The 19,288-nt window shown below is 63.2% G+C and carries 17 protein-coding genes; 13 read left to right on the forward strand and 4 right to left on the reverse strand.

The window, feature by feature from the left end; all coding sequences use genetic code 11:
• Positions 1-154 precede the first annotated feature (154 nt).
• Complete coding sequence (locus tag C0V74_RS13235; protein ID WP_143250814.1) at positions 155-1,102, forward strand: tyrosine-type recombinase/integrase; 948 nt, start codon at positions 155-157, stop codon at positions 1,100-1,102.
• A gap of 398 nt (positions 1,103-1,500) precedes the next feature.
• Here C0V74_RS13235 and purU read toward each other — a convergent pair whose 3' ends face one another.
• Complete coding sequence (purU, locus tag C0V74_RS04535; RefSeq protein ID WP_143250815.1) at positions 1,501-2,376, reverse strand: formyltetrahydrofolate deformylase; 876 nt, start codon at positions 2,374-2,376, stop codon at positions 1,501-1,503.
• Between the two features lie 327 nt (positions 2,377-2,703).
• Between purU and C0V74_RS12840 the strand changes: the two genes are divergently transcribed.
• From C0V74_RS12840 to C0V74_RS04575, 9 genes are all read left to right on the forward strand, one after another.
• Complete coding sequence (locus C0V74_RS12840; RefSeq protein WP_168194150.1) at positions 2,704-2,865, forward strand: hypothetical protein; 162 nt, start codon at positions 2,704-2,706, stop codon at positions 2,863-2,865.
• Between the two features lie 80 nt (positions 2,866-2,945).
• Positions 2,946-3,872 (forward strand): XdhC family protein, encoded by a 927-nt coding sequence (locus C0V74_RS04540; protein WP_210413446.1) that lies wholly within the window; start codon positions 2,946-2,948, stop codon positions 3,870-3,872.
• 28 nt (positions 3,873-3,900) lie between these two features.
• Positions 3,901-4,461 carry a nucleotidyltransferase family protein gene (locus C0V74_RS04545; RefSeq protein ID WP_168194151.1) on the forward strand — a complete coding sequence of 187 codons (561 nt, stop codon included), beginning with the start codon at positions 3,901-3,903 and terminating at the stop codon, positions 4,459-4,461.
• On the forward strand, positions 4,439-5,521 hold the full coding sequence (gene moaA / locus C0V74_RS04550) for a GTP 3',8-cyclase MoaA (protein ID WP_143250818.1): 1,083 nt from the start codon (positions 4,439-4,441) through the stop codon (positions 5,519-5,521). Before C0V74_RS04545 ends, moaA begins: the two co-directional genes overlap by 23 nt.
• Before the next feature lie 167 nt (positions 5,522-5,688).
• Positions 5,689-6,795 (forward strand): L-dopachrome tautomerase-related protein, encoded by a 1,107-nt coding sequence (locus C0V74_RS04555; RefSeq protein ID WP_210413447.1) that lies wholly within the window; start codon positions 5,689-5,691, stop codon positions 6,793-6,795.
• An 8-nt stretch (positions 6,796-6,803) separates the two neighbouring features.
• Positions 6,804-7,886 (forward strand): catalase family protein, encoded by a 1,083-nt coding sequence (locus C0V74_RS04560; RefSeq protein WP_143250819.1) that lies wholly within the window; start codon positions 6,804-6,806, stop codon positions 7,884-7,886.
• A 23-nt stretch (positions 7,887-7,909) separates the two neighbouring features.
• Positions 7,910-8,422, forward strand: coding sequence for a 2Fe-2S iron-sulfur cluster-binding protein (locus C0V74_RS04565; RefSeq protein WP_143250820.1), 513 nt, complete (start codon positions 7,910-7,912; stop codon positions 8,420-8,422).
• Positions 8,419-9,432, forward strand: a complete 1,014-nt coding sequence (locus C0V74_RS04570) for a xanthine dehydrogenase family protein subunit M (RefSeq protein WP_143250821.1) — start codon at positions 8,419-8,421, stop codon at positions 9,430-9,432. Before C0V74_RS04565 ends, C0V74_RS04570 begins: the two co-directional genes overlap by 4 nt.
• Before the next feature lie 13 nt (positions 9,433-9,445).
• A complete protein-coding gene (locus C0V74_RS04575) occupies positions 9,446-11,692 on the forward strand; it encodes a xanthine dehydrogenase family protein molybdopterin-binding subunit (protein ID WP_143250822.1) in 2,247 nt (748 codons plus the stop codon).
• Between the two features lie 31 nt (positions 11,693-11,723).
• On the opposite strand, the gene C0V74_RS04580 is transcribed toward C0V74_RS04575, so the two are convergent.
• From C0V74_RS04580 to C0V74_RS04590, 3 genes are all read right to left on the reverse strand, one after another.
• Positions 11,724-12,383: a TMEM175 family protein gene (locus tag C0V74_RS04580; RefSeq protein ID WP_143250823.1), complete on the reverse strand. Its 660-nt coding sequence runs from the start codon at positions 12,381-12,383 to the stop codon at positions 11,724-11,726.
• A 6-nt stretch (positions 12,384-12,389) separates the two neighbouring features.
• Positions 12,390-13,220: an aldo/keto reductase gene (locus tag C0V74_RS04585; protein WP_210413448.1), complete on the reverse strand. Its 831-nt coding sequence runs from the start codon at positions 13,218-13,220 to the stop codon at positions 12,390-12,392.
• A gap of 75 nt (positions 13,221-13,295) precedes the next feature.
• Positions 13,296-13,874, reverse strand: a complete 579-nt coding sequence (locus C0V74_RS04590) for a TetR/AcrR family transcriptional regulator (protein ID WP_246844964.1) — start codon at positions 13,872-13,874, stop codon at positions 13,296-13,298.
• 138 nt (positions 13,875-14,012) lie between these two features.
• Between C0V74_RS04590 and C0V74_RS04595 the strand changes: the two genes are divergently transcribed.
• The 3 genes from C0V74_RS04595 (at position 14,013) to C0V74_RS04605 (ending at position 19,037) form a co-directional block, all read left to right on the forward strand.
• Positions 14,013-15,002, forward strand: coding sequence for a zinc-dependent alcohol dehydrogenase family protein (locus tag C0V74_RS04595; protein WP_143250825.1), 990 nt, complete (start codon positions 14,013-14,015; stop codon positions 15,000-15,002).
• Positions 15,003-15,088: 86 nt separating this feature from the next.
• Positions 15,089-16,198, forward strand: coding sequence for an S-(hydroxymethyl)glutathione dehydrogenase/class III alcohol dehydrogenase (locus C0V74_RS04600; protein WP_143250826.1), 1,110 nt, complete (start codon positions 15,089-15,091; stop codon positions 16,196-16,198).
• Positions 16,199-16,445: 247 nt separating this feature from the next.
• Positions 16,446-19,037 carry an excinuclease ABC subunit UvrA gene (locus C0V74_RS04605; RefSeq protein ID WP_143252163.1) on the forward strand — a complete coding sequence of 864 codons (2,592 nt, stop codon included), beginning with the start codon at positions 16,446-16,448 and terminating at the stop codon, positions 19,035-19,037.
• Positions 19,038-19,288: the final 251 nt, after the last annotated feature.

Raw genomic sequence — 19,288 nt, forward strand, 5'->3', positions numbered from 1 at the left:
AAGTAGCAATACCATGACTAAGTAGCAAAATCGGTCTTTTGCTACTTACCAATGTTACACAGGGTCGACTTTAACTGTCTCTGGGGAATATCTACGAACCGGAAGATTCATCCGCACAGAAAATCTTGTTCGGCTCGCCCTGCACCCTCTTGGTATGCGCTCCCCGCCATTCGCCGGTCTTTCAACGGGAAGATTGCGAACTCTTGATCAGGAGCATGGTTTGTCCCGCCGACGGTTTCGAGATGAGACGAAGCACGATGCCGAGAAGGCTGCGCGCCAAGCGCGCCTCGACGCAAATTTCTTTGAGCAGACTGGCCTTCATTGGCCCCAGGTGGCGTGTGACGAAGGATCTGCCTCCCCGCCCCGCTCGCACCGAGCCAAGGTCCCGCGTCGACCTAGCAAAACCCCTCCGGTGCTCAACCAGTCAAAGTCTGCAAAGCCCAAGCCCACGGTGAAGGCCGTCAAACAAGAAGATGTCTCGGGCCTTGCCCGCACTAGAGGCGCTAAGAAGCGAGCGAAGCGCCTCAGCGAGAGCGAGTTGGAGCGTATGCTGGAAGTCGCAGGACGTGGCAATTCACCCTACAGTGATCGAGCGGTCCTGTTGCTCTCATATGATGCAGGCCTGCGGGCGTGTGAGATCGCAGACCTACGGGTGGACACATTCCTCACTGCCAGTGGGGACGTGGGCAAGACGCTCGACGTGATGCCGGGAACTGCCAAGTACGGCCGCGGACGCCCCCTGCCTATGACGCCTCGCCTACGAAAAGCGCTCGCGGATCTGCATCGTGAGCATCCTGCAGCTGAGTTCGTCGCGTTCAGCAATCGCCGAGGCCATCTTAAGTACCGCAATTCGAAAGCGTTGAGGTGTGCCTACAAGAAGATCGCCGAAGACGCGGGCCTTTTGGGCGTATCTAGTCACTCCGGTCGGCGCACATTTGGAACTGAGCACGCGCGATTGGCGAACTTGGCGGGCGGGTCAATTCGGGATGTCCAAGCAATGCTTGGACACGCCTTCCTTAGTTCAACGGAGGCTTATATCGATCCTGGCGAAGCAGTGGTAAGGATGGTGGAGCTGCGCGCCGCACGGAAGCGGAAGAAGTAAGAGGCCCTGGCGAGCGCCAGCGAGCTGATCAGGTGATTTCAAGCTCCGAGCACGAGCCGAGCTACTTGTGCAAACTCCGATCGGGATGCTGACACATCAAATATGGGAATCGTCTTTTAGCATCGCCGCTGGCGGGATTCCGCGGCCTTGGCGTCGAATCGAGGAAAAGCGCCGGTTGAGCTCGACGAAAGGCTTTTTTCTCGGCTGTGGTGTAAAGGGACTTTGTGCACCATTGGACGCGCGACCCCAGTCGGAACGTTACATGCAGCTGCTGCCGGCTGGCCAAGCGCTGATTGGGACCAGACAACGGGACCTCCAGGGGTGCGGCGACTTCCAATCCAAGCGTCGTTATCGCAACAGTCTGATTGGCAACTCTAGGTCGAAAGCGGACGATCTTTTTACCGAAACACCACTGTCCTGATGCCATTCAGGAACACTCTTCGTTCGGCCGTCCAACGGACTGCACGCGCCAGCACCCGGGCCTCGATGTCTCGTCCGATCCTTACCAAGTCTCCGTCGGTCGCGCGATGGTCGACGCGCTCGACGTCCTGCTCGATGATCGGACCCTCATCGAGATCGCTCGTGACGAAGTGAGCAGTCGCGCCGATCAGCTTCACTCCGCGCTCGTGGGCGCGGTGGTACGGCCGCGCACCCTTGAAGCTTGGCAAGAAGCTGTGGTGAATGTTTAGGCACCTTCCAGAAAGGCGATCGGCCAGGCCGCTGGAGAGCACCTGCATGTAGCGAGCGAGGACCAGATAGTCGGCGGCAGTCCGCGCAAAGACGGAGAATAGCTCTGCCTCCTGCTCGTCCTTCCTATCCGCGCTGACCGGCAGGTAGTGATAAGGGACGCCGTGCCATTCGGCGAGGTCGCGAAGGTCAGGATGGTTCGATACCACTCCGACGATATCGACGGGCAGGTTGCCGGTCTGCCAACGGTGGAGCAGGTCGTTGAGGCAGTGACTACCCTTTGACACGGCAATCAGCAGCTTCGGGCGGTGAGTTGAAGGCAGTAGCTCCCAATCCATCTCGTGCTGCTGCGCGATCGGGGAGAGCCCGGCGCGAAGCTCTTCCAGCGACTCTGGAAACGCTTTCACATCGGCCTTGAACTCGATGCGCAAGAAGAAACGTCCGGAATCCAGATCCGCGTACTGCTGGCTATCGACGATGAAGCCACCAAGCCCGGCCAAGTGACCGCTGATGGCCGCGACTATTCCGACCCTGTCTGGGCAAGACAAGGTAATGATGTAGGAACGTGCCGCGTCGAGAGAGCTCATACAGCCGACCTTGCCACCTTTGTCGACCGCGGCAAGGTAGAAGCAGTTCGATGTCCGTTAGTGGGCCGGAAGCGGATGGTCGGCTCATGGATGCCTAGGTCGCTAAAGCCGCCGTTCGGCTGACGACCTCCTTGCCTACATCCGCTCTTCCAATCGCGAACTGGGTTTAGCGTGCAACGAGTAGGTGCTCCGAGCGTAGTCCCACCGAAGCTTTGTGAGAGCGCCGCCAGTGTCAGAGAACGAACAAGGCCACGACGACCTGATCAACGACTTAGGAGAAGTTGTTATCGCTGCGCAGAGCGGTCACTTCCCGATGTGGATCAGCCAATGGAAACAATTGACGTGATCCTAGAAGCCAATGGTGGGGGCACCAGGCCGGGCGCGGCGAACGCCAAAGCCATTCACAACACCACGGGGATGCGCTTGCGCGAATATCCGCTGACACTCGATAACGATTTGGAACGCCGTCACGCGTTTGCCTGGTCATGAGAGAAAAAACGACAAGCAGTCTAATTCCCAATGGGCCGGATTGGCACGTCACTGGGCTGGAGGACGATGTCCGCGAGCGCATGTTTGCTACCGCCGACGCGGGCGAGACATTCGCTCTCGCCACGATCATAGCCGCAAATGGTGGACCCAGACCCGTGGGATCGCAGATGGTTGTGACTCGCGCCGAAAGTTGGGGCTTTCTGTCGGGCGGTTGCATCGAAGCCGATGTCGCGTTGAACGCGCGCGAGGTCATTCGGGACGGGGAGCCGCGGATCTTGGTCTACGGCGAGGGCAGTCCGTTCATCGACATCCGCCTTCCCTGCGGCGGCCGTATCGACGTGGCTATCGAGCGCATTCCTCCCGGCGACGCGGCGCTCGCGAACCTTCGAGCGTTAACGCTGGCGCGCCAACCCGCCTTATGGGTGAGCAATGGAACAAGCCGGGTTTGCGCCTCCGCCGATGAAGAAAACCGCGCGGTAACAGGCTGCATCAGCCGCCGCTTCGACCCCGAACTCCGCCTTGCGGTCGTGGGCAGGGACCCATTTGGGCTGGCCATTGCCGGCCTCGGCCGCACCCTAGGTTGGCAAACGATCCTCCTGAGCCCGTTCGGTCCCGATGGCGAACCGCCTTTTGGGGTCTTGTGCGATCGCCGTCCGCTGGCCGCATCGCTCGAGGCACTCTCGCCCGACCCCTGGACCGCGATCGCGATAGCGACGCATGATCCCGATCTCGACCACAAGGCGCTCCTCGTCGCGCTCGTTTCGCGGGCAGGCTATGTGGGAGTCCTCGGCTCGCGCCGCAAGCTCGACAAGCGGCTGGCTGCCTTGAAGGCTGCGGGCCTATCCGATCACGAGATCGCCCGTCTCCACGCACCCATCGGTGTGCCTATCGACGCCCGGTCGCCATTTGAGGTTGCAGTGGCAGTTGCCGCCGAGATCATCGAGAGCAGCCGGTCCATGGCAACGCCCCGCACCGGCAAGCGCCGCGCGCTCCATGTCGCTCTCTAACCGATCCAAAGGGTGCCACGGACTCGTATTGGCCGCCGGCGCGGCCCAACGCTTCGGAGGCGCCAAGCTGCTCGCCCCGTTTCGCGACCAGCCCCTCGTTACATGGACTGCTAAGGCGGCGCTCGCGGCCAAGGTCGAGAGCGTCACGGTCGTTGTCGGAGCCGCTGCGGAGGCGGTGGAGGACGCGCTCCTGCCACTGGCGCAGGCGCGCTTGAGATCCGTGCGATGCGCGGACTGGCGGGACGGCCTGTCGGCATCGCTCCGATGTGGCCTCGCTACCCTGCCCACTGACTGCCGCGCCGTCCTTATCTTTCTCGCCGACATGCCAAACGTCAGCGTACAACTCGGCGACGAGGCTTTGGAACTGGTCCTCAAGGGCGCGCCGGCCGCTTGGCCGGTTTTCGCGGGCGTGCCAGGTCACCCGGTCGCCATTTCAGCGAATCTTCTCGCGCCCCTTCAGCGGCTTGAAGGCGACCGGGGAGCGCGCACCATTCTCGCCGGATTATCAGGGATCGCTCACATCGAAACCACTGACGTCGGTTGCATCCAGGACGTCGATACGCAAGATGACCTCCGTGGACTTTTCTGACGTGACCGGAGCTCGCTTGGTGCTGGCAGCACGGGAGACTATCAGCCCGGAAGACGGCGCGAGCAGCGCTGCCGCGACGCCGCTCGTGGATAGTTTTGGAAGGACGATCGACTACGTACGGCTATCGGTCACGGACCGATGCGATCTGCGGTGCCGCTATTGCATGGCGGAGGAAATGACCTTCGCTCCGCGGCCCGAACTGCTGACCTTCGCGGAAATCGAGCAGCTTGTCGACGCGCTCGTCGATCGCGGGGTCCGGCGGCTGCGCTTGACCGGGGGCGAGCCCCTAGTGCGCCGCGGCGTGGAGACGCTGATCGACAGGCTTGGGCGCCACCTCGGCCGAGGGCTTGACGAACTCACCCTCACCACCAACGGCACCCAGCTCGGCCGGATGGCCGCATCTATCCGTGCGGCAGGGGTTCGTCGCATCAATGTCAGCCTCGATACCCTCGATCCCAAACAGTATCAGCGCATCACCCGCCGAGGCAATCTGGGAAAGGTGTTAGTCGGCTTGGATGCGGCGCATTCCGCTGGCTTGGCGGTCAAGATCAACATGGTGGCACTCGCGGGCATCAACGATGGCGAGTTCGCGGCCATGCTCGCTTGGTGCTGCGACCGTGGCTTCGATCTCACACTGATTGAAACGATGCCACTCGGACTGGTGGAGGAGAACCGCACGGCACATTACCTGCCGCTCGACACGGTGAGAGAGGCCCTAGCCGAGCACTTCGTACTTTCGCCGTCGACACTGCGCACCGGCGGGCCGGCTCGCTATTACGAAGTAACCGGGACCGCCACCCGCCTCGGGCTTATCACGCCCTTGACTCAAAATTTCTGTGCGGGCTGCAACCGCATCCGCATTTCCGCAACGGGGACCGTATACGGTTGCCTCGGTCGCGACCAGCACATCGAGCTTCGACCCGCCTTGCGGGAGGGGGATGTTGACGAACTGCACAAGCGCCTCGATTGTCTCGTCTCAGGTAAACCCCGCCGCCACGATTTCCAGATTGCAGCGCAAACCCCAGCGGTCGCGCGTCACATGAGCGTGACCGGTGGGTAAGCGTCCGCACGTGCGCTGAAGCGACGCTGGTGAGGTTCGCCACAACCGAGCTGCTCGGAAAAATAACTAACCCATTTCGATTTGCGCATTTTCTTCGGCCCATTCACGGCGCGCGGCCGTTGACTGACAAACCGCCGCGTTTTGTGTTCGGTAAAAGGAGCAGGTGGATGCCAAAGCGCGGTGTTTTGATGGGGTTGGGAGCTACGACGATCGCGCTGGCAGGGGCCGCCTACGCACAGGCAGGGCGCAGCGCTGCGCTCACCCAAGTCGCGCGCTTCGATCACCAGGTCACGGGCGTCGCTGTTACTGAAGACGGGCGCCGCTTCGTCAACTTCCCACGCTGGACCGACGACGCGCCGATCTCGGTTGCCGAGGTGATGCCCGACGGGACGCTTCAACCGTATCCCGACGCGAAGTGGAACAGCTGGCGCAACGCCAAGGCGAATGAGATGCCGGTCGGTGAACACTTTGTCTGCGTTCAGTCGATCGTGCCAGACGGCCATGGCAATCTGTGGGTGCTCGACCCGGGCGCGCCGGGTAACGAGAAGATCCTTGAAGGCGCGCCCAAGCTCGTCCGCATCGATCTGAAAACGAATAAGGTTACCAAGGTCATAGCGGTGCCAGGCGATGTCGCGCTGCAGGGCACCTACCTCAATGACATCCGCTTCTCGCCCGACGGGAAGACCGGATACATAACCGATAGCGGCACGCGCGGCGCGATCATCGTCATCGACTTGGAGGACGGAAAGAGCTTTCGCGCGCTCGATGGCCATCCGTCGACCCAGATCGACAAGAGCGTCACCGTCGCGATCGAGGGCAAACCGCTGGTCCGACCCGATGGCCGGCAACCCGCGTTCGCCTCCGACGGCATTGCGATCTCGGACGATGGACAGACGCTCTACTGGCAGGCGCTGACCGGCAAGACGCTTTATTCGATAGCAACCGACAAGCTGCGCCCCGATGTCGGCGAGAGCGATCGCGCCGCTGCGGTGAAGACCGTCGCCACTACGGCCGTCGCCGACGGCTTGTGGATGAGCAAGGCGGGAGTGCTCTATATCACCTCGCCGACCGATTATTCGATCAGGCGGCTTGCCGGCTCAGGCACGGAGATAGTCCTGACAGACAAGCGGCTACGCTGGCCCGACACCTTCGCCGAAGGCCCGGACGGGACGATGTACGTCACCGCCAGCCATATCCAGGACACGCCATGGTTCAAACCGGGCGCCCCGCCGTCGATCCGCACCGAGTTGTTCTCGTTCACTCCGACCCGTTGAGGATCGCCATGACCTACCTGCGCTATCGCGACGACATCGAGACCCCTGAACCCGATGAACAGGAAACGATTGACGGCATCATTCAGGGCATGACGCAGCAGAGCGAGGTGGTCGAGAAGCGCGAGCAGCACGCCGTGCGGGCCAGTCATGCCAAGAGTTCGGCCTGCGTCGTCGGCACGCTGGTGATCGTGGACGACCTTCCGCCCGAGCTGGCGCAGGGGCTTTTCGCCAAGCCTGGCAGCTACGACGTCGCAATCCGCTTCGCGCAAGGCCCGGGCGAGACGCTGGGCGACCGCGTGTCGACGCACCGGGGCATGGCGATCAAGGTGTTCGGCGTTGAAGGGGAGAAGCTGCCTGGCCACGATGCACCGACCCAGGATTTCGTCTTCGCCACGGGGCGCACCTTTCCGTCCGGCACGGCGAGCGGCTTCCTGGGCGACGCGAAAAAACTCGGCGCGGCGACGCCGATGCCCGAGGGCGTCAAAAGCGCGGTGTCGTCGATGGCGCGCAACTTCAACAAGGTGCTGGGCATGTTCGACACCGCCTATGCCAAGGCGGACTTCTTCGGCCACCCATTCAGCCATCCGATCGGTGACGACTATTTCAGCCAGGCGCCGGTACGCTATGGTGATTACGTCGCGAAGCTCGGGGCCGTGCCGGCATCGCAGGCGCAGGATGCGCTTGGTGAGTGGCAGCTCGACCCACATGAGGACGAGGACGGTTTCCGCCGCGCCGCGATTGACTATTTCCGTGGCCACGATGCGGTGTTCGAGCTGAAGGTCCAGCTTTGGGCGGACGCGGAGACGCAGCCGATTGAGGACGCCTCGGTGGAATGGCCATCGCAGGATAGCCAGTATCGTACAGTCGCCACGATCCGCATTCCCGCGCAGGAAGCCTACAGCCCGGCGCGCGTCCGCTACTTCGATGAGGTGATGACCTTCCGCCCGGCCCACAGCCTGGCCGCGCATCGGCCGCTCGGGTCGGTGATGCGCGCGCGACTTCAGGTCTATCGTGCGCTGTCCGCCTTTCGCCACCGCGAGAACGGGGTTGCCGAGGAAAACACCGCTGATATCACCGCCATCCCGGCCTGAACCGAAGCAAGAAGGCGCCAATCATGCCGACAGCCGTCAATACCGCCACATACGCTGCCGTGCCGATCGGCACGGTGTCGACCACCCTGACGATCAACGGTGAGACGCGCACCCGCGCGATCGAGCCTTGGACGACGTTGCTCGACCTGCTGCGGGAGGGCGAAGACTTAACCGGCACCAAGAAGGGCTGCGATCATGGCCAGTGCGGCGCGTGCACCGTGCTGATTGACGGGCGCCGCATCAACTCGTGCCTCAAGCTGGCGGTAACGCTGGACGGGGCGGAGATCACGACGATCGAAGGGCTGGGCCAGCCGGGCGATCTTCATCCGCTGCAATCCGCCTTCTGCGACCACGACGCGTTCCAGTGCGGCTATTGCACGCCTGGCCAGATCTGCTCGGCGCAGGGCCTCATCAACGAAGGCAAGGCCAGAACCCGCGACGAGGTCCGCGAGCTGATGAGTGGAAACCTGTGCCGGTGCGGCGCCTATTCGAACATCGTCGATGCGGTGCTCGACGTGATCGGAGAAAAGGCATGAACCGCTTCGACTATGCCCGCCCTGCAAGCGTTGCCGAAGCCGTGCAAGCAGGCGCTGGAGAGCAGGTCCGCTATCTGGCGGGCGGCACGAACCTGATCGACCTGATGAAGGAGAACGTCGAGCGCCCCGTGACTGTGATCGACATCAATAGCCTGCCGCTGGACGCAATTGAGGAGCTGGACGGCGGAGGGTTGCGGCTCGGAGCGCTCGTGCCGAACTCCAACACTGCGTGGGACGCGCGGGTCGAGGAGCGGTATCCCTTGCTGTCCTCGGCTATCCTCGCCGGCGCCAGCCCCCAGCTGCGCAATGCCGCGACAAACGGCGGCAACCTCAACCAGCGCACGCGCTGCTATTACTTCTATGACGTCGCCACGCCCTGCAACAAGCGCGAGCCGGGCTCCGGCTGCGGCGCGATCGGCGGGGTCAATCGCATCCACGCCATCCTGGGCGCGAGTGACCAGTGCATCGCCACGCACCCGTCGGACATGTGCGTGGCGCTGGCGGTCCTCGACGCAACCGTCCAGGTCACCGGCCCGGACGGCGACCGAGCGATCCCGATTGCCGATTATCATCGGCTGCCCGGCGACGAACCGTGGCGCGACAATACACTGAAGCCCGGCGAATTGGTGACGGGCATCGACCTGCCGGCCGAGGACTTCACGCAGAACTACACCTATCTGAAGCTGCGCGATCGCCTGTCCTACGCCTTCGCCTTGGTGTCGGTTGCCGTCGCGATGCGGGTCGAAGGCGGCACAATCGTTGAAGCGCGGATGGCGCTCGGCGGCGTCGCGCACAAGCCGTGGCGCAGCAAGGAGGCCGAGCAACAGTTGAAGGGGCAGCAGCCGTCCCCGCAGGCGTTCCGCGCCTTCGCTGACGCCCTCCTCGCGGGTGCCGTCGGACAGGGCGAGAACGACTTCAAGATTCCGCTCGCACGCAAGGCGATCGTTCGTGCGCTGAAGCAGGCCGCAGAGGCCACCCCGCAATCGCAGACCGACAAGCGCGTCGCTTAAAGGAACAGACATCATGGCTACCGCAGCGAAGATCGGGATCGGCAGTGCGATCAACCGCGTCGATGGCGTCGAGAAGGTCACCGGGACGGCGCGCTACGCCGCCGAGCATCCGGTGGAGAACCTGCTGTACGGCTACATCGTCGAGGCCGCGATCGCCAAAGGGCGGATCGTCAGTATCGACGAGGAGGCGGCGCGCGCTGTCCCCGGCGTAATCGAGGTCATCACCCATCTGAACCGGCCACACGTCGCCTGGACCGACCACAGCTACAAGGATGAACTGAAGATTCCCGGCTCGCCGTTCCGGCCAGTTTACGATGACCGCATCCAGTTCAGCCAGCAACCGATCGCGCTGGTGATGGCCGAGACGTTCGAGGCAGCGCGCTACGCCGCCAGCCTGGTCGAGGTCGCCTACGAAGCGGAGGCGCACAATACCGACTTCGAGGCCGCGCTCGGCGAGAAGTATGTGCCGAAGAAAAAGCGCAGCGGCTACATGGCGCCCAAGGACCGCGGGGACGCGGCACAGGCGTTTGCGGACGCCCCGCTCAAGGTGTCTGGCGACTACCGGCTCCCGCCGGAGCACCACAATCCGATGGAGATGTTCGGATCGACCGTCGAGTGGCACGACGACGGCAGCATCACCGTTCATGACAAGACCCAAGGGTCCCAGGTCGTGCAGGGCTACATTGCCAGCGTCTTCGGCTTCTCCAAGAAGAAGGTGCGCGTCCTCAACCCGTATGTCGGCGGCGCCTTCGGCTCGGGCCTGCGGCCGCAGCATCAGGTGTTCCTGGCCGTGCTTGCCGCCAAGATGCTGGAACGCTCGGTGCGGGTCACGATGACACGCAATCAGATGTTCAGCCACGCTTACCGCCCGCAGGCGATCCAGAGCATCGCGCTGGGCGCGGAGACGACCGGCAAGCTCACCGCGATCCGCAACGAGGCGACCACCTCTACCTCGCGCTACGAGGACAATATGGAGAACGTCGTCACTTGGGGGTTGATGAACTACGACTGCCCGAACGCCGACGCGGAATACACCGTCGCCCAGATCGATACGGCGACATCGGCGGACATGCGCGCGCCGGGCGCGGCGACCGGCATGACGCTGTTCGAGATGGCGATCGACGAGATGGCCTATGTCGCCAAGGTCGATCCGCTCGAGTTCCGGCTGATCAACTACTCACCGATCGATGCGATGAATGGCACGCCGTACACCAGCAAGGCGCTGCGCGAGGCGTTCCGCGAGGGCGCCGAGGCATTCGGATGGAGCAAGCGCTCGGCCGAGCCGCGCTCCATGCGCGATGGCAAGGAGCTGGTCGGTTGGGGCTGCGCGACCGGCATGTGGGATGCGCAATTCTCCAAGACGTCCGCCAGCGCCAAGCTGACTGCCAACGGACATCTGGAAGTGGCTTGCGCGACGTCGGACATCGGGACCGGCAGCTACACAGTCATGACCCTGGTCGCCGCCGACACGCTCGGCGTGCCGCCCGAGCAGATCACCGCCAAGCTGGGCGACTCCGATCTGCCGACGGCCCCGGTCGAGGGTGGGTCGTGGGGCGCCGCCTCATCGGGCGCAGCGGTGCAGCTGGCGTGTCAGGCAGTAGGCAAGAAGCTGCTTAAGGCGGCCGGCAAGATCGCTGGTGAACCGCTGGGCAATGCGAAGATAGACGACGTGCTCTTCGAGGACGGCTGCCTGGTGCTGAAGGACACGCCGACCGTTCGGGTGCCGTTCGGCGATGCGATGCGCGCCGCGGACCTGACGGAGATCGAGGAAAAAGCGACCGCTGCGCCCGGATTCGGCGACATGTGGAAGGGTCTGCACAAGTCCAAGAACACACACAGCGCGATATTCGCGGAGGTGAAGGTGGACGAGGAGCTGGGCGTGATCCGCGTCACCCGCATCGTCGATGCGGTCGCCGCCGGCCGCATCATCAATCCGAAAACCGCGCGCAGCCAAATCCTGGGCGGCGTGGTCATGGGCATCGGCATGGCGCTCCACGAGGAGACCTTCTCCGACCACCGGCTGGGACGCTGGATGAACCACAATTTCGGCGAATATCATGTGCCCGTGCACGCCGACATCCACGATATACAAGTGATCTTCGTCGATGAACCCGATCCCGAGGTAACTCCGCTCGGAGTGAAAGGCCTAGGGGAGATCGGTATCGTCGGCACCGCGGCTGCGATCGCCAATGCGATCTATCACGCGACCGGTAAGCGGGTGCGGTCCTTGCCGATCACGATAGACAAAATTCTGGATTGATTAGCCGATGTGAGCATCCGCCGTGCCGGGTCTATAGCCGGTCTCCGCCATTCTCCGGTTCTTGGCCTGGCTTGTAGCTGGGCTTTGCTGGCGGAACGATATAGCTCAACGTAACGATCCCCGCGACGATCAGTCCAGCACGCCAATTCCAGAAAGCCAGGGCGAACCCTGCCCAATAGGCCCCGGCAGTGACGGCGAATTTGAGAGTTGTCCGCCTGAGGTAGGCGTCCGTCAGGCGCGGGTCTGGAAGCCCCCTCGCGGTTGCATAGACCCAACGCACGAACCACCACGTCGCGGGCGCCGCTGCTACGCCTAGATACCAAAGGGCGGCGGTGGTGCTCTCCGCATCTCCGCCGAGGTGTTCGACCAACGGGCGCGCGGGAAATGGAGTGATGCTGACGGCAGCCAGAAAGCCGATGCTCAGTAGGTTGTAGCCGTGATCGGTCTTCTCCAGCAGCTTGCCGCTGAAATGGCTGTGCGCCCAGTAGAGGCCGATCAGGATCACGCTAAGGGCGTAGGCCGCATATTCCGGTGCCAGCTTTAGGTATGCCGCTGCCAGGTCGCCGTCAGTCGGCTCTGGTGCGTGTAGTTCGGTCACCGGGAGGGTGATGGCAATTGCCAGCACCGCGTCCATAAACGCCTCGAGGCGGTCCGATTTGCGTTCGGTTGCTTTGAGAGAGGATGTCGCCATCTGACGCTACAGCATTTCGAGTGGGCGACGGCCCGCTGGCCGGGGAAATGCCGCATCGAGTGTCGCAAGGTCGGCGTCGGAGAGCACGATATCTGCGGCAGCGCGGTTCTCCCGCACATGTGCAATCGAACTCGCTTTCGGGATGGCGATGAGGCCATCGTGGCGCAGCGTCCAGGAAAGTGCCACCTGCGCAGGGGTTGCGCCAACCTGGGCCGCTACTTTGTCGAGGGCGGGATGGCTTGTGAGGCGTCCCTGCTCGACGGGACTATACGCCATCACTGGCACTTTGTGCTGTGCGAGCCACGGCAACAGGTCCAACTCAGGGCCTCGCCGGACCAGATTGTAGAGGATCTGATCGGTCACGCAGCCATCCCCGCCCGCAGCGACAAGCTCTTCCATATCGTCGGTATCGAGATTGCTGACACCCCAGTGTCGGATCTTTCCTGCCGATTTGAGTGCCTCCAATGCCTCCACTGTTTCAGCGAGCGGCACCGATCCCCGCCAGTGGAGCAGGTAGAGGTCGAGCCGGTCGGTGCCGAGCCGCTTCAGGCTCGCCTCGCACGCGCCGACAAGGCGGGAGCGCGATGCATTCTGCGGATATGCCTTGCTGACGAGGAACAACTGGTCGCGAACGCTGCCCAGCGCCTCGGATATCAGCGTTTCCGCTGCACCATCGCCGTACATTTCGGCGGTATCGATGAGCGTCATGCCCAGTTCGACACCGGCGCGTAGCGCGGCGATCTCATCGGATCGCCGCTCGGGACGTTCGCCCATCTTCCAGGTGCCTTGACCCATTGAAGGAACCACTTCCCCGCCGGGCAATGTCACGTGTTTCATGCGCTTTCGTCCTATGAGATGAGTTCGACTGATCGGTCGCCGGAGGCGGATTGGCAGATGACCACCCTGTAACGATCATATCGGGGCCGGCCATCGATCGAGTGCCATCTTGGCGATGGAGAGCAGTTCGTTGAGCGTAGCGCCATCGCGCGCCTGAACGGACATGCCTTCCATGATCGTGTTGATGAATTTGCCCAGCACGGCCGGATCGGTGCTGGCCGCCAGCTCGCCCTGCGCGGCGCCGCGTTGCAGACGCTCGATCAGGAGGGCCTCCGCCGCGATACGCTTGTCGCGCAGCAGGCATTCGATGGCGGCGGACGCCGGCGAAACGGCTGCCGCTGCCGAATACATGAAGCAGCCGGCCGGCGTTCCAGGTTCCGAGAATGATGACGCCGCCCGTTCCAGCAGGCCTTCGACGGCATCGTAGGTGGACAACGCCGGATCGTTGATGGGTGCATAGAGGTGGACGCTGAACGTCGCGGCGTAGCGCTCGATCACCGCCGCAAACAGCCCCGCCTTGTTGTCAAACGCTGCATAGAGACTGGCGGCGGCGACGCCAGTCTCCGCCACTAGATCGGCCATCGATGTCGCCTCGTAGCCGCGCTGCCAGAACAGCCGCACCGCCTTGTCGAGCGCAGCGTCAGTGTCGAACACACGAGGGCGACCTGCGCGGCGACGGGTTTTCGTCTCTGTCATCTCTGGTGCACGATATGGAACGATCGATAAATAATATCTTGAAACTGGTGGTCTGCTCCGTTACAGAACGATCATTCAATAATCAAGGATTCCCCGATGAGCCGCATCGTCCGTATCCACGAATATGGCGACGCCAGCGTCCTCAGGATTGAAGATGTGGCAGTCCCCCCGCCCGCGGCCGACGAAGTGCAGATCGCGGTGAAGGCGATAGGCATAAACCGCGCCGAGGTGATGTTCCGCAACCATGCCTACCTTCAGGAAGCCGAGTTCCCGAGCCGCCTGGGCTATGAGGCTGCCGGCACTGTCGTTACGGTCGGCGCGGACGTGACCGGGTTTGCGGAAGGCGAAGCCGTCAGCGTCATCCCCCCGCTCGATATCGCGCGCTGGGGCACTTATGGCGAGGTCGCCAACGTGCCCGCCCGCCTCGTCGTCAAGCATCCGGCGGCGCTGTCGTTCGAGGAAGCCGCGGCCGTGTGGATGCAGTATGTCACCGCCTGGGGTGCGCTGGTGGAGCAGGCGAAACTCGGCGAGGGCGATTTCGTCATCGTCACTGCTGCCTCCAGCAGCGTCGGCCTTGCTGCCTTCCAGATTGCGCGGATGGTCGGCGCGACGGTAATCGCGACGACGCGTACCGGCGCCAAACGCCAGGCCCTGATCGATGCCGGTGCACATCATGTCGTCGCGACCGGGGAAGAGGATCTGGTAGCGAGGGTGATGGAGATAACCGATGGTCAGGGTGCGCGCGTGGTGCTCGATCCGGTCGCAGGCCCGTCGTTCGAGCCGCTGACCGAGAGCATGGCACGCGGCGGCATCCTGCTCGAATATGGCGCGCTCAGCGGCGAACCGACGCCGTTCCCGTTGTTCTCCGTGCTGGGCAAGAGCCTCACGCTCAAGGGGTATCTCTACAGCGAGATCGTCTCGGACGATGCCGCCCTCGATCGCGCCAAGGCGTTCATCGTGGCGGGTCTGGAATCGGGCGCTCTCAAGCCGCGGATCGCACGCACTTTCCCGCTCGACGCCATCCAGGACGCGCATCGCTTCCTCGAATCGAACGAACAGATCGGCAAGGTCGTCGTCACGGTCTGACCGGCAAACCGGGGGGGAGCGAGCGATGGCTCCGACGCAACGGCCTCGCACCAGCAATCAGTTTAACTCAACTAGGGTATCCAAATATGAAATCTCGCGCCGCTGTAGCCTTCGAGGCCGGCAAGCCACTCGAAATCGTCGAGATCGATGTCGCCCCGCCCCGGAAAGGCGAAGTGCTCATCCGGGTGACGCACACCGGTGTGTGCCACACCGACGCGTACACACTGGCGGGGAGCGATCCGGAGGGTGTTTTTCCGGTGGTTCTAGGCCACGAGGGCGCGGGCATCGTTGTCGAGGTCGGTGAGGGCGTCACCAGCGTCAGGCCGGGCGATCACGTGATCCCGCTCTACACCGCCGAGTGCGGCAAGTGCGACTTCTGCGTGTCTGGCAAGACTAACCTGTGCGTCGCTGTCCGCGAAACGCAGGGCAAGGGCTTGATGCCCGATGGCACCACCCGCTTTTCGTACAATGGCCAGCCCCTCTATCACTACATGGGCTGTTCAACCTTCAGTGAATATACTGTCGTCGCCGAAGTCTCGCTCGCCAAGATCAATCCCGAGGCTAACCCCGAACTTGTCTGCCTGCTGGGCTGCGGCGTCACGACCGGCATCGGCGCGGTCCACAATACCGCCAAGGTCCAGCCCGGAGACTCGGTCGCCGTGTTCGGCCTCGGCGGCATCGGCCTCGCGGCGATTCAGGGTGCGCGCCAGGCGAAGGCGGGTCGCATCATCGCCATCGACACCAATCCGTCCAAGTTCGAGCTGGCACGCCAGTTCGGTGCGACCGAGTGCATCAACCCCAAGGACCATGACAAGCCCATCCAGCAAGTGCTGATCGAGATGACGGGCTGGGGCATCGATCATACCTTCGAGTGCATCGGCAACGTGCACGTCATGCGCGCCGCGCTTGAATCAGCGCACCGTGGCTGGGGTCAGTCGATCGTGATTGGCGTTGCCGGCGCGGGCGAGGAAATCTCGACCCGCCCATTCCAGCTCGTCACGGGCCGCGTATGGAAGGGGTCCGCTTTCGGTGGCGTCAAGGGACGGACACAGCTCCCCGGCATGGTCGAGGACGCGATGCGAGGCGATATCGATCTGGCCCCGTTCGTTACCCACACGATGGGTTTGGAGGAGATCAACGAGGCCTTCGAACTGATGCACGAAGGCAAGTCGATCCGCACGGTCATTCACTACTGACCCGCCGATCCGAAGCGGAGCGAGGCGCTCGGATCGACAACTCGGCCGTCATCATGGCCCGACCCCGGCCATGATGACGCGCGCTCTGGCAAATGGGCAACGCGGGGAAATGCATTCATCTGTTACCCGACTGTGATGAACCACGGGCCGCACGGGCGTATAAGGCAGGAAGACTGAATTGAAGAGCAAGGACATTCACGCGACGACGCCGGCCACCAATCATGGGCATACGGGGCCGCCCGCTTGCGTGCAGGTTCGCGGCGCGCGCCAGAATAACCTCAAAAATATTGACGTCGATGTACCGCGGGACGCTTTCGTGGTGTTCACCGGCATATCGGGCTCGGGCAAGTCATCGCTCGCGTTCGGCACCCTTTATGCCGAAGCCCAGCGGCGTTATCTGGAATCGGTTGCGCCCTATGCCCGTCGCCTGATCGACCAGGCGGGCGTGCCGGAGGTCGACGCGATCAACGGTTTGCCGCCTGCGGTCGCGTTGCAGCAGCAGCGCGGCTCGGCCAACGCGCGATCCTCGGTCGGCAGCGTGACGACGCTCTCCAGCCTGGTGCGGATGCTCTATTCGCGCGTCGGCGAATATCCGCGCCATCAGCCCATGCTCTATGCGGAGGATTTCTCCCCCAACACGGTCGCGGGGGCCTGCGCGACCTGCCACGGCATCGGCCGCGTATATGACGCGACCGAAGAGACGATGGTGCCTGACGACAGCCTCACCATTCGCGATCGGGCGATCGCCGCCTGGCCAACCGCGTGGCATGGCCAGAACCTGCGCGATATCCTCGTTTCGCTCGGCTATGACGTCGATACGCCGTGGCGCGACCTGCCGAAAAAGGATCGCGACTGGATCCTCTTCACTGACGAGGCGCCGACGGTGCCGGTCTATGCGGGCCTGACGCCCGAACAGACCCGGACGGCGCTCAAGCGCCGCATGGAGCCGAGCTATCAGGGCACCTTCACCGGCGCGCGCCGCTATGTGTTGGAAACCTTCGCCAACACTAAAAGCGCGCTGATGAAGAAGCGCGTCTCGCAATATATCATCGGCCGCGATTGCCCGACCTGCGACGGCAAGCGCCTGAAGCGCGAAGCCTTGTCGGTCAAATTCGCCGGCCTCGACATTGCCGAGTTCGGCGACCTGACGGTGCTCAAGCTGAAGGACTTGCTGATGCCCGTCGCGCAAGGCGCGTATGGGGCGGTCTCCGCCCCCTCGAAGGGCCATGTCTTGGAAAAAGCGGCCCGCGATGCAGCGGTCGAACAACGGGTTGCGGCGGGCGGCTCTGCGCACAAGAGCGCGCCCGACGTACGCCGCACGCCCAATCTCTCCGACGAGAAGCGGATCGCCGCCCAACGCCTTGCCTGCGAATTGATCGAGCGGCTAGAGCCGCTGATCGATCTTGGCCTTGGCTACATTTCGCTCGACCGCAGCACGCCGACGCTCTCCTCGGGAGAGCTGCAGCGCTTGCGGCTTGCCACGCAATTGTCGTCACAGCTTTTCGGCGTAGTCTATGTGCTTGACGAGCCTTCGGCAGGGTTGCACCCGGCAGATGGCGAAGCCTTGCTCACCATCCTCGAGCGTCTCAAGGCGGCGGGCAACTCCCTGTTCGTCGTCGAACATGATCTCGACGTGATCCGCCGCGCGGAATGGCTCGTCGATGTCGGGCCAGGAGCCGGGGAAAAGGGCGGTGAAGTCCTCTACAGCGGGCCGATAGAGGGGCTTGCCGACGTCGAGACTTCGATCACCCGCCGCTACCTGTTCGCAGAGCCGTTCCGCAGTGAGCGCACACCGCGCGATCCCAAGGCATGGCTACGCCTGGAAGGGATCAGGCGGAACAATCTTCATGGTCTCGACGTCGAGTTCCCCATCGGCTGCTTCACCGCTGTCACCGGCGTTTCGGGATCGGGCAAATCCAGTCTTGTCAGTCAGGCGCTGCCCGAGCTCGTCACGGAACACCTCGGCGGCTCCCCCGTCGCCGAGGAGGAGGATATCGATCCGCTGCTCGATGTTGCGCAGAACGACACTGAAGGACGCATTGTCGCAGGCATGGAGCATGTTCGCAGGCTGGTGCGGGTCGATCAGAAACCGATCGGCCGCACGCCGCGCTCGAACCTATCCACCTACAGCGGCATGTTCGACCATGTGCGACGGATCTTCGCTGATACGCCGCTCGCTCGCCGGCGGCACTACAGCCCCGGAAGGTTCTCGTTCAACGTCGCGCAAGGCCGCTGCCCTGTGTGCGAGGGCGAGGGATACGTCATGGTGGAGCTGCTGTTCCTGCCGAGCGTTTTTGCCCCGTGCTCGACCTGTCATGGCTCTCGCTACAACCCGCAAACGCTCGAAGTCGAATGGAACGGGCGCAATATCGCCCAGGTGCTCGAACTGACGGTCGACGATGCGTGCGATTTCTTCGCTGGCGAGGCATCCGTGATGCGCTCCCTCGACGTGTTGCGGGAGATAGGTCTTGGCTATCTGAGGCTCGGTCAGCCGGCGACCGAACTGTCTGGCGGGGAGGCGCAGCGCATCAAGCTGGCCACTGAACTGCAACGCGCTCAACGCGGTAACACGATCTACATCCTCGACGAGCCAACTTCGGGGCTTCACCCCTCCGATGGCGACCGGCTGATGCAACACCTGCAGGGCCTCGTAGACGCCGGCAACACCGTCGTAGTCGTCGAACATGACATGCGCGCCATCGCACAGGTGGACTGGATCATCGACCTGGGACCGGGGGCCGGGGAAGATGGTGGGCGTATCGTTGCCAGCGGCGTCCCTGGCGTGGTTGCGGAAGCGGAAGGCAGTCTCACCGCCCGCTATCTCAAGGCGGCGCTGTAAGTCGTAAATCTGGCCGAATGCACGTTCGGGCAGGTGCATCTCAACCACACGTTAGAATGGGTCGAATCTGGATGCTTGAGCCGGAGCCGCGTCACCGCGGTTGACGCGGCTCAGGGCTTGAGTGCCGTCAGGTGCGCCCTGTTCGTGTGATACGCGGCGTGGCGGATGGCCAATCGCTGGCCATCCGCCACGCTTCCTTTGTGCGAACTTCCTCCAGGAAGAGGCCCTCACAAGGTTCGTCAGAACGTCCC

It is taken from the genome of Altererythrobacter sp. TH136 (assembly GCF_007065885.1).
Classification (GTDB): Bacteria; Pseudomonadota; Alphaproteobacteria; order Sphingomonadales; family Sphingomonadaceae; genus Tsuneonella.

Coding starts and splice junctions, on each gene's coding strand:
- C0V74_RS13235 (WP_143250814.1), top strand. CDS start 155: ATGCGCTCCCCGCCATTCGCCGGTCTTTCAACGGGAAGATTGCGAACT.
- purU (WP_143250815.1), bottom strand. CDS start 2,376: ATGAGCTCTCTCGACGCGGCACGTTCCTACATCATTACCTTGTCTTGC.
- C0V74_RS12840 (WP_168194150.1), top strand. CDS start 2,704: ATGGAAACAATTGACGTGATCCTAGAAGCCAATGGTGGGGGCACCAGG.
- C0V74_RS04540 (WP_210413446.1), top strand. CDS start 2,946: ATGTTTGCTACCGCCGACGCGGGCGAGACATTCGCTCTCGCCACGATC.
- moaA (WP_143250818.1), top strand. CDS start 4,439: ATGACCTCCGTGGACTTTTCTGACGTGACCGGAGCTCGCTTGGTGCTG.
- C0V74_RS04555 (WP_210413447.1), top strand. CDS start 5,689: ATGCCAAAGCGCGGTGTTTTGATGGGGTTGGGAGCTACGACGATCGCG.
- C0V74_RS04560 (WP_143250819.1), top strand. CDS start 6,804: ATGACCTACCTGCGCTATCGCGACGACATCGAGACCCCTGAACCCGAT.
- C0V74_RS04565 (WP_143250820.1), top strand. CDS start 7,910: ATGCCGACAGCCGTCAATACCGCCACATACGCTGCCGTGCCGATCGGC.
- C0V74_RS04570 (WP_143250821.1), top strand. CDS start 8,419: ATGAACCGCTTCGACTATGCCCGCCCTGCAAGCGTTGCCGAAGCCGTG.
- C0V74_RS04575 (WP_143250822.1), top strand. CDS start 9,446: ATGGCTACCGCAGCGAAGATCGGGATCGGCAGTGCGATCAACCGCGTC.
- C0V74_RS04580 (WP_143250823.1), bottom strand. CDS start 12,383: ATGGCGACATCCTCTCTCAAAGCAACCGAACGCAAATCGGACCGCCTC.
- C0V74_RS04585 (WP_210413448.1), bottom strand. CDS start 13,220: ATGAAACACGTGACATTGCCCGGCGGGGAAGTGGTTCCTTCAATGGGT.
- C0V74_RS04595 (WP_143250825.1), top strand. CDS start 14,013: ATGAGCCGCATCGTCCGTATCCACGAATATGGCGACGCCAGCGTCCTC.
- C0V74_RS04600 (WP_143250826.1), top strand. CDS start 15,089: ATGAAATCTCGCGCCGCTGTAGCCTTCGAGGCCGGCAAGCCACTCGAA.